General features: G+C 68.4%; 15 protein-coding genes, 1 tRNA gene and 1 other RNA gene. 9 read left to right on the top strand and 8 right to left on the bottom strand.

The window, feature by feature from the left end:
- The coding region (gene dnaX, locus IEZ12_RS38740) for a DNA polymerase III subunit gamma/tau (RefSeq protein ID WP_229847707.1) at positions 1-682 on the bottom strand (682 nt) is incomplete at its 3' end.
- A gap of 62 nt (positions 683-744) precedes the next feature.
- An RNA gene (ffs, locus tag IEZ12_RS19725) (signal recognition particle sRNA small type) lies at positions 745-841 on the bottom strand.
- Positions 842-969: 128 nt separating this feature from the next.
- On the opposite strand from ffs, the gene IEZ12_RS19720 reads away from it, so the two are divergent.
- Positions 970-1,054: transfer RNA gene (locus tag IEZ12_RS19720), tRNA-Ser, on the top strand.
- A 318-nt stretch (positions 1,055-1,372) separates the two neighbouring features.
- Here the strand turns inward: IEZ12_RS19720 and IEZ12_RS19715 are convergent.
- Together IEZ12_RS19715 and IEZ12_RS19710 are read right to left on the bottom strand one after the other, a co-directional pair.
- Positions 1,373-2,194: a hypothetical protein gene (locus tag IEZ12_RS19715; protein WP_229847706.1), complete on the bottom strand. Its 822-nt coding sequence runs from the start codon at positions 2,192-2,194 to the stop codon at positions 1,373-1,375.
- A complete protein-coding gene (locus tag IEZ12_RS19710) occupies positions 2,191-2,754 on the bottom strand; it encodes a potassium channel family protein (protein WP_189273203.1) in 564 nt (187 codons plus the stop codon). Before IEZ12_RS19710 ends, IEZ12_RS19715 begins: the two co-directional genes overlap by 4 nt.
- A 615-nt stretch (positions 2,755-3,369) precedes the next feature.
- On the opposite strand from IEZ12_RS19710, the gene IEZ12_RS19705 reads away from it, so the two are divergent.
- The 4 genes from IEZ12_RS19705 (at position 3,370) to IEZ12_RS19690 (ending at position 6,333) form a co-directional block, all read left to right on the top strand.
- Positions 3,370-4,449 carry an FUSC family protein gene (locus tag IEZ12_RS19705; protein WP_229847705.1) on the top strand — a complete coding sequence of 360 codons (1,080 nt, stop codon included), beginning with the start codon at positions 3,370-3,372 and terminating at the stop codon, positions 4,447-4,449.
- Between the two features lie 377 nt (positions 4,450-4,826).
- The gene (locus IEZ12_RS19700) at positions 4,827-5,732 is read left to right on the top strand and encodes a GIY-YIG nuclease family protein (RefSeq protein WP_189273200.1); all 906 of its coding nucleotides are present in this window, start codon (positions 4,827-4,829) and stop codon (positions 5,730-5,732) included.
- Positions 5,733-5,791: 59 nt separating this feature from the next.
- Positions 5,792-6,070, top strand: coding sequence for a type II toxin-antitoxin system Phd/YefM family antitoxin (locus IEZ12_RS19695; RefSeq protein ID WP_189273198.1), 279 nt, complete (start codon positions 5,792-5,794; stop codon positions 6,068-6,070).
- Positions 6,067-6,333 (top strand): Txe/YoeB family addiction module toxin, encoded by a 267-nt coding sequence (locus tag IEZ12_RS19690; protein ID WP_189273196.1) that lies wholly within the window; start codon positions 6,067-6,069, stop codon positions 6,331-6,333. The genes IEZ12_RS19695 and IEZ12_RS19690 overlap by 4 nt, the downstream gene beginning before the upstream one ends.
- Positions 6,334-6,575: 242 nt before the next feature.
- Here IEZ12_RS19690 and IEZ12_RS19685 read toward each other — a convergent pair whose 3' ends face one another.
- Together IEZ12_RS19685 and IEZ12_RS19680 are read right to left on the bottom strand one after the other, a co-directional pair.
- Entirely contained in the window at positions 6,576-7,037 is a 462-nt protein-coding gene (locus tag IEZ12_RS19685) for an SRPBCC family protein (RefSeq protein WP_189273195.1), read from the bottom strand.
- Between the two features lie 266 nt (positions 7,038-7,303).
- Positions 7,304-7,681 (bottom strand): MerR family transcriptional regulator, encoded by a 378-nt coding sequence (locus tag IEZ12_RS19680; RefSeq protein WP_229847704.1) that lies wholly within the window; start codon positions 7,679-7,681, stop codon positions 7,304-7,306.
- Between the two features lie 131 nt (positions 7,682-7,812).
- Between IEZ12_RS19680 and IEZ12_RS19675 the strand changes: the two genes are divergently transcribed.
- Together IEZ12_RS19675 and IEZ12_RS19670 are read left to right on the top strand one after the other, a co-directional pair.
- Positions 7,813-8,463, top strand: a complete 651-nt coding sequence (locus IEZ12_RS19675; RefSeq protein WP_189273191.1) for a class II aldolase/adducin family protein — start codon at positions 7,813-7,815, stop codon at positions 8,461-8,463.
- A gap of 77 nt (positions 8,464-8,540) precedes the next feature.
- A complete protein-coding gene (locus tag IEZ12_RS19670; RefSeq protein WP_229847703.1) occupies positions 8,541-8,930 on the top strand; it encodes a carboxymuconolactone decarboxylase family protein in 390 nt (129 codons plus the stop codon).
- Here the strand turns inward: IEZ12_RS19670 and IEZ12_RS19665 are convergent.
- The gene (locus IEZ12_RS19665) at positions 8,896-9,150 is read right to left on the bottom strand and encodes a helix-turn-helix domain-containing protein (protein ID WP_229847702.1); all 255 of its coding nucleotides are present in this window, start codon (positions 9,148-9,150) and stop codon (positions 8,896-8,898) included. The two genes, IEZ12_RS19670 and IEZ12_RS19665, sit on opposite strands and share 35 nt — an antisense overlap.
- A gap of 59 nt (positions 9,151-9,209) precedes the next feature.
- On the opposite strand from IEZ12_RS19665, the gene IEZ12_RS19660 reads away from it, so the two are divergent.
- Complete coding sequence (locus tag IEZ12_RS19660; protein WP_189273187.1) at positions 9,210-9,497, top strand: hypothetical protein; 288 nt, start codon at positions 9,210-9,212, stop codon at positions 9,495-9,497.
- Here IEZ12_RS19660 and IEZ12_RS19655 read toward each other — a convergent pair.
- Positions 9,487-9,708, bottom strand: coding sequence for a hypothetical protein (locus IEZ12_RS19655; protein WP_043915160.1), 222 nt, complete (start codon positions 9,706-9,708; stop codon positions 9,487-9,489). The genes IEZ12_RS19660 and IEZ12_RS19655 overlap by 11 nt on opposite strands.
- Positions 9,709-10,157: 449 nt before the next feature.
- On the opposite strand from IEZ12_RS19655, the gene IEZ12_RS38735 reads away from it, so the two are divergent.
- A partial coding sequence (locus IEZ12_RS38735; RefSeq protein ID WP_229847716.1) for a cold-shock protein occupies positions 10,158-10,286 on the top strand: 129 nt, incomplete at its 3' end.

The following is a 10,286-nucleotide window of genomic DNA, read 5'->3' as shown; positions in this document are numbered from 1 at the left end:
CCGCCAGCAGCTGGTCCATCACCGACATCGAGTCACGCACCGACCCGGCGCCGGCCCGCACCACCAGCGGGAACACCGAGTCCTCGACCTGAATGCCCTCGCGCCCGCACACCTGCGCCAGGTAGTCGCGCAGCGTGCCGGGGGGCACCAGCCGGAACGGGTAGTGGTGGGTGCGGGACCGGATCGTCCCGATCACCTTCTCCGGCTCGGTGGTGGCGAAGATGAACTTCAGGTGCTCCGGCGGCTCCTCCACCACCTTCAGCAGCGCGTTGAAGCCGGCCGAGGTCACCATGTGCGCCTCGTCCAGGATGAAGATCTTGTAGCGGCTGTGCACCGGCGCGAAGAACGCCCGTTCCCGCAGCTCACGCGCGTCGTCCACACCACCGTGCGACGCCGCGTCGATCTCGATCACATCGATCGACCCCGGCCCGCCGGTCGCCAGATCACGACACGACTGGCACTCCCCGCACGGCTCGGGGGTCGGCCCCTGCTCACAGTTCAGGCAGCGGGCCAGGATGCGGGCACTGGTCGTCTTTCCACACCCCCGCGGCCCGCTGAACAGGTACGCGTGGTTGACCCGGTTGTTTCGCAGGGCCTGCTGGAGCGGGACGGTCACGTGCTCCTGCCCGATGACCTCCGCGAAGGTCTCGGGGCGGTAGCGGCGGTACAGGGCTAGGGACACGCCACCGACGATATCGGGACCAACGGACAAACGTGGCTCCCCACCCGCCACGCCCCCGGAAACGCAAGGACCCCTCGCGCACCCGCCAGAGCCCTCCTACCCTTGCTGCCTTCCGGCCCTGGGGGGGTTCAGAGAGATGACGCCACACGAGGGGCTGCCCCAAGAGTAGCGGATCCCGGCCCCCACTCCCCCCACCCACCCCGATCTCCGATCCGCAGGCCACCCCTGCCACCCACCTGCGAGACCGTGGTCGCAACCACCCCTCAACATGTACTAAGCTCTCCCACGGAGGATTCGCCTAGAGGCCTAGGGCGCACGCTTGGAAAGCGTGTTGGGGGCAACCCCTCACGAGTTCGAATCTCGTATCCTCCGCCTCTGCCCGCCAGGGCATGACGAAGGCCCCGACCGCCGAGCGGTCGGGGCCTTCGTCATGCTCTGGTCTCATTTATGGTCTCAGTTGGGATCTTGGGCCTCGATGGCCACTCTTCGCCCGCATCGAATCGGGCGCGAGCGGGCCGACCGAGACTTCGACTGTTGACCTTGCGAACGGCGTCGGGACGAGGCAGGCCGGCCCAGACCTTCACACCCACGCGGTTACCGTGTGGACCCACCACCGCCTGCCCCGGACTCACGGGGGGAACGCCCAAAGGAGCGCCAACCGCAGAAGGTCACGCACGGTCCCTTTGTCGCTCACTGCTGGGTGTCCTCGGTGCGTTCGGTGAGCAGGAGGACAGCGCCGACGAGGAAGCACGCTGCGCCGATCAGGGTTTGGGTGTTGGCCCGGTCGATGTTGTGCACCTGGCCGGTGACGGGGTTGATGTAGCCGGCCGCCGCCGAGATGCCGAACGCGATGGACCCGATCAGGTTGGCCAGTGTGATCCACCACGCCCAGGAGCGGGGGCGCCAGGCCAGCCAGCCGTGGCACACCTCGTACCAGGCCAGTGCGCTGGCCACCAGGAAGCAGACGGAACCGATCGCGTCGGGCCGCCACACGTGCTGGTGCGCGGCCCGGGCGGAGAGGTTGTCGGCCATGGCGAGTCCGGTACTGACGTTGAAGTAGACGGTTCCGATGAGTTGGACCGCAGTGGACCACCAGTCGATCCGGCCGGGCTGGTAGGTGAAGAAGCGCCGGTGGCGCGGGTTCTGTGCCGGTGAGGCGGAGTCGACCGTCTCGCGGTAGCAGAGGAACGAGGCCGAAGTGAAGAACAGGGAGCCGACGAAGTAGGTGATCGTGTCCGCTCGGGCTCCGACGGCGTCGGCGTAACCCGGTATCGACCCGAGCGCGAACAGCAGGGATCCGACGGCGAACAGAACCGCGATCCACCAGCCAGGGCTCGCAGGGGCCCACCAGGTCGATCCAATGGCCGGCCTGTGGTGCTTGCGGTGATGGCGCGATTCCAGGCGAACGACGACCCCGTTCGGGCCCACGTGGTCGACGAACGTCGCCAGGGCCCTCCCACGTGGGCGGTGGCCGGTGGGGGTCTGTCCGGCCGTCCTGTCGGCTCGGCTCATCGTCCCTCCTGGTGCGGTGCCTTCTGCTGCTGGCCGCGTCGGACGGCACTCACGATGATCTTGATCCCGAGACCGAGGATGACGAGGTCGGTGATCATCTGCGCGGTGACCACCAGTCGTGCGGTCTCGGACTTGGCGGTGATGTCGCCGAAGCCGACGGTGGAGAACACGGTGACGGTGAAGTACAGGCCGTCGGTGTGCGACAGGTGCCCGCCGAAGTTGGCGGGGGACATCCCGGCCAGGGCCACGTAGGTACCGGCGAACAGCAGCAGGAAGAACGGAACGCTGATGGCCAGTGCCTCGACCGCGCACGCGACCGGGAACGGCGACCGGACGATCCGGCGCACCTGGAAGACGACCAGGACGACGAACGCCACAAGCCCCGTAATCAGCATTGTGACGGTAGGCGCGAGGGAGGAGCGGTCCAGCGGCAGCGCGTAGTACAGGGCCACCAGCGCGGCGACCGAACCCACCACCCGCAGCACGATCCGGGTGACTGCGCCGGGCGAGAGCCGGTTCCTGGGCCGAAGGCCGTACTCGGATCCGGTGCTGCCGGTCATGAGGTCGGCGCCTCGAAAGCCCGCTGATACAAATGCTTCACTACGGTGGCCCCTGCTGACCCGCCCAGCCACCACGTCACAGCCTGCGTCAGCAACGCGCCTGACTGACCCTCCGGGGCAGGAGCCAACAGGAAGAACGGCACCACGCACAGCAGCCGCGCGGCCGGGACCGTGTGCCTGGCAGCCGCCCGTGACTGCCCTGGCTGCCCGGTTCTTGGAGGGCTCGGAGCTTCCTTCGGCGCTTTCATGTTTCCTCCCTCCGGCGACGTTCACCTGGAGATCGGAGACCTGCTCGAGCGGCTGGATTCGCGACGCAGCGCCCGGCAATCATGCGGCCGAGCGGGGGTCACCACCGCGTCCATCGTCCCCCGTGTCGGCCGAACTCGCGAGGTGCCCGCACTGTCAGCTCGGAGTCGTGGCTCGCTCCACCATGTGGCCGGTGACAGCGGCCAGGACTTGCGGGTCGCTTCGCGGCGATCACAGTGAAATCAAATAATGAGTGGACAAAAGGGGCATACCTGTCGACCGAGTCGGGGGATGGGAGCGGCCATGGCCAGCGCGAGCGGAGAAGGACAGCCCCTTCACGGGAGAAGGGCCGTGAAGGGGCTGTCAAAGGTGTTCGAGCTCAACCCTGCGGGGCTCAACTGGCCGCGATCGGTGACCTTCCTGGACATCGCACTGGTGCCGCTGGTCGTCTTCTGGACCATCGGGTACGAGCAGTACCTTCTCAGTGCGCTGTTCGGCCTGCTGTTCGCATGGCTGGACGATCCGGGGGGCAGCTACGGGCACCGCGCATCGCGCGTTGCCGTCTTCTCGCTGATCGGCGCTGGGGTGACCGCCCTGGGGTTCGGCATCGGGGCGGACTCCTGGGGATGGCTCACTCTTGCGGCCTTCGCGGTCACGCTGGCGGCCGGCCTCGCGGCTGCGTTCGGAGTGCGCAGGTTCGTCACCGCCCTGCTTCTCAACGCCTGGTTCATCGTCACCCTCGGGCTCGCCCACAGCCTCCATCACTACGCCCGCATCACCAGCTACACCTGGGCCCAGGTGCTCGCCTGGACAGGAGGGGCGGCGCTGTGGCTCACCGTGACGTTCATCGGCTGGCTGATCCGCGGGCGCCGGGACCGGCCCCAGCCGATCGCGGAACTCCCCGGCGGCACCTCCCGGAAGAAGCTGACCCCTCCGGTGGTCGTCTTCGCGGCGCTCCGCGCCGTGGCCGTGGCCGGCACCGTCGCGCTCGCGTTCGGGCTGAACCTGTCGCACGGCTACTGGATGCCGATCGCAGCCATGGTCGCGATGAAGCCCAGCCTGGAGCAGACGACACTCGTGGCCGCGCAGCGCCTTGCCGGCGCGCTGATCGGCGCCGTCTCGGCTGCGCTACTGCTGCTGATTCCCGCCGATGAACACGGACTCAGGCTGTTCGCGGTCACGCGCGGCCTCGAAGTGGTCGCGCTCGTGCTGCTGATGCACGGGGTGGCCATTCGCTTCTGCAACTACGCGCTCTACTGCGCGGCCATCGCGGCAGGAGCACTCATCCTGGTGGACCTCCCGCAGCCGTCCCACTATGCCGCCGAGGGCTACCGGGTGCTGTGGACCGTGTGCGGCGCGGGGATCGGTCTGCTCCTCATGCTGCTGGCCGGCCTGCTTGCCAAGCGAGCCGCCAAAGCACCGTCACCACCAGATTCACGACCTGCCTAATGCGGCTGGCCGATCGCCGCCGGCGATCATCGGGGGTGCCTGCCGCCGCCCTGTCGACAACGGGGACGCTCCTGAACAGGCAGAACACGGCCCGCTCCGGTTGCAGTTTCGGTTGCATTCACCCCCGTCCGGCACCGTTCAGATACCGACGGGCGGCCCGCTTCACCGCAGGTCAGGATGGCTACGGCCATCCCCGGACCGCGGGGCGAACATGTTGGGGGCAACCCCTCACGAGTTCGAATCTCGTATCCTCCGCCTGATCGAAGGCCCGGACCACAACTGCGGTCCGGGCCTTCGTCGTTTCCACCCCACCGCCCTCGCAGGCATCCACCCCGAAGAGGCACGCAGACCTGCCAGGCCGTGTCAGCATGCCTGCCATGTCGAATGCTTCCGGAGCTCGCGGCGTCACCGTACGAATCTTCCTGATCGACGGGACTCCCCAGGGCCTTCGCACTGTGGATCGAACCGGATGGACGGGCACGTGCCTCACGTTTGCCCGGCCCGGCTACGCCGAGGCTCGACAGCGCCCCGAGGTCAAACGAACGGGCGTCTACGTGCTCGTGGGGCGGGACGAGAACGACACGCCCCGCCTCTACGTCGGGGAGGGGGACGAAGTCCGCGTTCGCCTCGACAGCCACCACCGGGAAAAGGACTTCTGGACTCATGGCTACGTGCTGACCACGAAGGACGACTCTCTCAACAAGGCACACGTACGGTGGCTCGAAGCCAGACTGCTCCAGATCGCCACGGAGGCCAGCACGGCAACCCTGGACAACGGAACGGCCCCTCAGTTGCCCTACCTGAGCGAACCGGACCAGGCAGACATGGAGTGGTACCTGGAGAACGCCCTGACACTTCTCCCCATGGTCGGCATTCCTCACTTCGAGATCCTTGAGAGCAATTCCGCCATCCCCGAGACGGCTGTGGCAGTTGCAGCCCCGGAGGGCCCCACGTACTTCCTCAAGACGGTGCTGACCGAGGCCACCGGGCGGGACGACCCCCGGGGCTTCACCGTCCTCGAGGGTGCGTATGGCCGCAAGGAGAAGAAGGCCATGAGCCGGGGCTACGAAGCACAGCGGGACAAACTGATCGCAGACGGCATCCTGGTCGAACACGGAACCGAACAGTTGAGGCTGACCAGGACCCACATCTTCGACAGCCCTTCGAGCGCCGCGAGTGTGTTGTCGGGCGGGAGCAAAAACGGCCGCGACAATTGGAAGGATGCTTACGGCCGCACGTTGAAGCAGAACCAAGAACGAGCCACCGAGGGCGCCGCCCCTTGACCCGCGCCTTCACCATCGCCCCCTGGCCCGGTCGATGGATGTACGTTATTCTGTACGCCATGAAGACGATGAGTGCCACCGAGCTCCGCGGCAACCTTGCCGCCGCGCTGGACGCCGTCGAGAGCGACGCCGAGGAGCTCGTCATCACACGCGCCGGCCATGAGCCGCTGGTCGTCGTCTCGCTGGCCGAGTACGCCTCGCTCCGCGAGACGGACTACCTGCTGCGGTCCCCGGCCAACGCCGAGCACCTTCGCCGCTCCCTGCAGGAGTACCGGGAAGGCCGCACAGCGACCCGCGAGTTGATCAACCCCGAGGACGCCACCGAGCAGATCGCGTGAAGGTCGAATTCACCGAGCACGGCTGGGCCGACTACCTGTCCTGGCAGTCGGACGACCGTCGGCTGCTCAAGCGCATCAACCTGCTGATCGACGACATCCGTCGAAACGGCAACGAGGGCATCGGCAAGCCCGAACCCCTGCGGCACGAGCTCGCCGGCGCCTGGTCCCGCAGAATCGACCAGGAACACCGCTTGATTTACGTCCTGGACGAGCAGACCGACACCTTGTGCGTCATCGCGTGCCGCTACCACTACGGCAAGTGAGACACGAGGTGCCGTGGTCTCATTTCTGGTCTCGTTCACCCTGGTCTAACCGGGTTCAGGCACCGTCCAACGGTTCGCTCCGCTGCAGGTCAGGACAGGCATGAACTCCAGCGGAGTTCGAATCTCGTATCCTCCCGCCTGATCGAAGGCCCGGACCGCAACAGCGGCCCGGGCCTTCGTCGTTCACCGTCTCATCTGCAGTCTCGACGGACCCTGTCGGTGGCTTCGCGGCTCCGCCCATATCAGTTGCCACCGCCCAGCCGCCGAGCCAGCACTCGGCCGCGTTCGGCCTGTACTGCTCCGGCCTTCCCGGCCGCGTAGCGGAGCAGGCCGAACGGTGCGTGGAGCCGCAGTCGATCGACCACCAGGGAGCCGTCGGTGCCTCGGGCGGTGACGGCGAAGCGGTAGTCCATCCGCACGCCGCCCGGGCTGACCACCTCGCCGCTGACCGTCGCCTCGGCCGGCAGCCCGGCGTCCTCGATGCGCAGGCTGACCCGGATGACGTTGTCGTGCTGGATCAGTCCGAGGAACCGGAAGCGCTCGACGGCCACGTAGTGCGTGACCCCGGCCTCGTAGTGCACGTCCCGCACGTCCACGAGCAGCGGGGAGAGCCCGATGTAGTTCTCGGGGTCTGCCAGATGTGCGAGTACTGCGGCGGGCGTTGCCGCGATGTCGTAGCTGTGGCTCAGTTCGGTGCTGGGCACGTCCACCCCCGTCCGGTCCGGGTCCGATGTTCCGAGTCCGGCTCGTGGACCGGGAACGATCGAACTCGGCGGTGTGCGACGCCCTGCAGGTTGCGATGGACGTCGCGATGGCTCCCGACAATCAACACCCACACGATCGGCTTGTGCCCCCGCGCGGCGGCACTTCCCAAGGCCCTTCAGATGCTTCAACGATTTTGCGGCCCAAGGCAGCAGTTCGACCTCGTCCTGCGCGCCGGGACCGCACGACCCGCACCCGTCGATGGGCGTCAGTCGGAGTGGCTCCACGTTGCCATCTGGTCGCGGAAGGTCGGGCAGGTGACGATGTCGGTCTTGCTGCACTGGAGGGCGTGGGTCAGGAGTTGGTGGGCGTGGTCGAGGTCGCGCATGCGCTGTTCGATCTCGGCGACCTTGGCGCGGATCATCGCCTGCCGCTGCGGCTGGTCCTGTTGGAACTCCCTGACCTCGGCCAGGGTCAGGCCGGCTTGCTGGAACTTGCGCAGTAGCACGATCCGCTCTGCGGCCTGTGGCGGATAGCGCCGCTGCCCGCTCCGGCGTTCAGGTGCGGGGAGCAGGCCGTGGCGTTCCCAGAAGCGGATGGCCGACGCGGGAACGTTGGTGAGCTCGGCAAGCTGACCGATCGTCATGCGCATCCTTCACTCCCTCTCGCCCGGCCGGCCCGACGCTTGACTTGAACCTTAGTTCAAGTCGCAGAGTGGCAGGCACGTGCAGCGGCGGCGAACCGGCCGCCACCGACAGGGAATTAGGAGATGAGAAGATGGCAGGCGCACCAGAACACCAGCTCGTCGAGGCTGCCCGACAGCTGTTCGCGGCGGGGGTGATGTCGCACTCCGGGCACGCCAACCTGAGCGTCAGGCTCGACGCCGAGCGCTTCCTGCTGACCCCGGGGTTCGTCCGTGACCTGGAGCCCCACCAGTTGGCGACCGTCGGGCTCGACGGGCGGGTGCTGGAGGGTGAACTGCGCTCCGTCAGCGCCGAGATCATCACCATGCACAGCGTCGTCTACCGTGCTCGCCCGCACGTGGGCGCGCTCATCCACACCCACTCGCCGTCCGCGACGGCCTTCGCGGTGGCCCACCGGCCGCTGCCGTGCCGCACCGAGCCGATGCTGCGCTTCGGACAGCCCGAGGACGTACCGGTGGTGCCGTGGGGGCCGCGTGGGTCGGACGTGTCGGTCCGGGGCATCGCCGACGTGCTGGAGCGACGGCCGACGACGTCCGCGGTCCTCCTGGCCAACCACGGGTTGCTGGTGTTCGGTCCGGACGCGGCGGCCGCCGCCCACCTCGTGGTGGCGATCGAGGAGAGCGCCGAGGCCGAGATCGCCGCTGCGGCGATCGGCGGGGCCGTGGACTTCCCCGAGGGCGCGCTGGAGGCGGTCCGGGCCTCGATCGCACGGGTCGCGTCATGACCGAACACGCCTTCGCGGAGCGTTCCGAAGCTCTGCGGGATCGCTACCGCACGACGCTCGGGGCCGTCCCTCGCGCAGTGGAGGACCGTCTGCGGGTGGCCCAGGCCTTCGGTCGGCTCCCCACCGAGGAGGCGTTCACGGCGCTGCGCCACATCGTGCTGGCGGACAGCCCGCTCGGCGGTCGGGTGCAACAGCTGGTCCACTTCGGGCAGTTGCTGGCTCTGGGCCGAGCAGAACCGGCCCGGATCCACGCCCGGGGAGCACTCCACGCGGGCGCCGGCATCGCCGACCTCATCGGGGTCGCCGAGACCGCGCTCATCACCTCGGGCACGCCGGCCTACGCGCTCGGCATCGAGATCGTCGTCGAACTCCTGCCGGACGAGGACGGCACGGCCGAGCACGGGCAATGCGGGGACGCACCGAGCCCCGGTGTCAGGACTCGGTCCCGACCGCTCCCGCCGGCGTGACCATGAGCTCGACCGCCGGCCGCTCAAGGGGGTTCTCGATCGCGCCCCACTCCTCGGGGCGGGGCGGCTTCTGCTGCGACAGCCAGTGCCCCGAGCACGCCTCGAAGAGCGCCGTCTCGTCCGGGAAGTGCCGGTGGACGGTCAGTCGGGTGACGTCGGCGCGCTCGGCAACGGCCGCGATGCCGGTCGACGCCGGGCCCGCGGTGCCGTGCAGGTCCACGGCGGCCCACGACGGCGTCGACGATGCGCTGTCGCGTCCGCTCCACGTCCTCGGCGCGAATGATCGCGATCATCGGTCCGGCCGGGTTCGAGCACTTCTCCCACGAGCCGGCCGAGATGCTCGCCGACGAGCCGCCGCAGCCAGAGGACGCGGCGCCGGCGCTCGCCGCCGAGTACGGGGGCGCGTTCGGACGGCCCGCCTGGCTGCCCGACGTCATCGCGCGCTTCGGCCTGACGCCGCCGCCCGGCGTCCGACCCGCTCCGGCGCCGCCGAGCTCCACCGGCGGCCGGGGTGCTCGCGGCATCGGAGCGGGTCACGGCGCCGGTGGCGGGCGGGTCAGAGGTTGAACATCCCGCGGTACGGCTCGGAGATGCGCTCCTGCCGTGATCCGAAGTCAACCAGTACCGCGGTGTCGCCTTCGACTCCGATGACCCGGCCGAGGCCGTAGGCGTCGTGAGTCACACGGTCGCCGAGGGCGAAGTGCTTGCGCGGCACTTCGGCCTTGGCCTTGAAGGGGCTGGTGGGCAGGTGTCGGCGAACTGCTTCAGGCTTTCTCATCCAGGCCAGTATGCTCCTCGGACCGCCGCAGCGGCCCTTTCTGACGGCCCGAATCCTGGATGCCTGAAATGCCGGGTTCATCGAACGGCGCTCTCCCGGGGCCGCGAGCCCGGAGGGACGCCGCGAGCCGGCCGCCGCGCCGGGTCGCCGCGCACAGGCTGGGCCAACTGCCCCGATCAGCGGTGATGTTGGCGTACGGGGCGGCTCCGGACCGCCAGCGCCGGGGCGACGTCCGCCGAAACCGGGGTCGAAATGTCCCCCCGTTGCGGGCTCGGGGCTGCTAGAGTCGAAGGAGTTGCAGTAGTGGTTCCCATGAACTTTGTGTGCGCCTGCTGATGTATCGCAGGCGCATTTCTGTTTTCCGGACATTTTCCGGGCGGGCGCTCATCGCGGTGACTCGGTGCCCGTATCGTGCGGGTTCCGGAAGGTCCCTTGAAGGAGATTTTTACATGGCTAATGGCACCGTGAAGTGGTTCAACGCGGAAAAGGGCTTCGGCTTCATCGAGCAGGAGGGTGGCGGCCCGGACGTGTTCGCCCACTACTCGAACATCAACGCCAGCGGCTTCCGCGAGCTGCTC

Source organism: Kitasatospora griseola (assembly GCF_014648555.1).
Taxonomy (GTDB): Bacteria; Actinomycetota; Actinomycetes; order Streptomycetales; family Streptomycetaceae; genus Kitasatospora; species Kitasatospora griseola.
The sequence above is the reverse complement of the archived record's forward strand: the minus strand, read 5'-3'. Positions and strand labels throughout refer to the sequence as shown.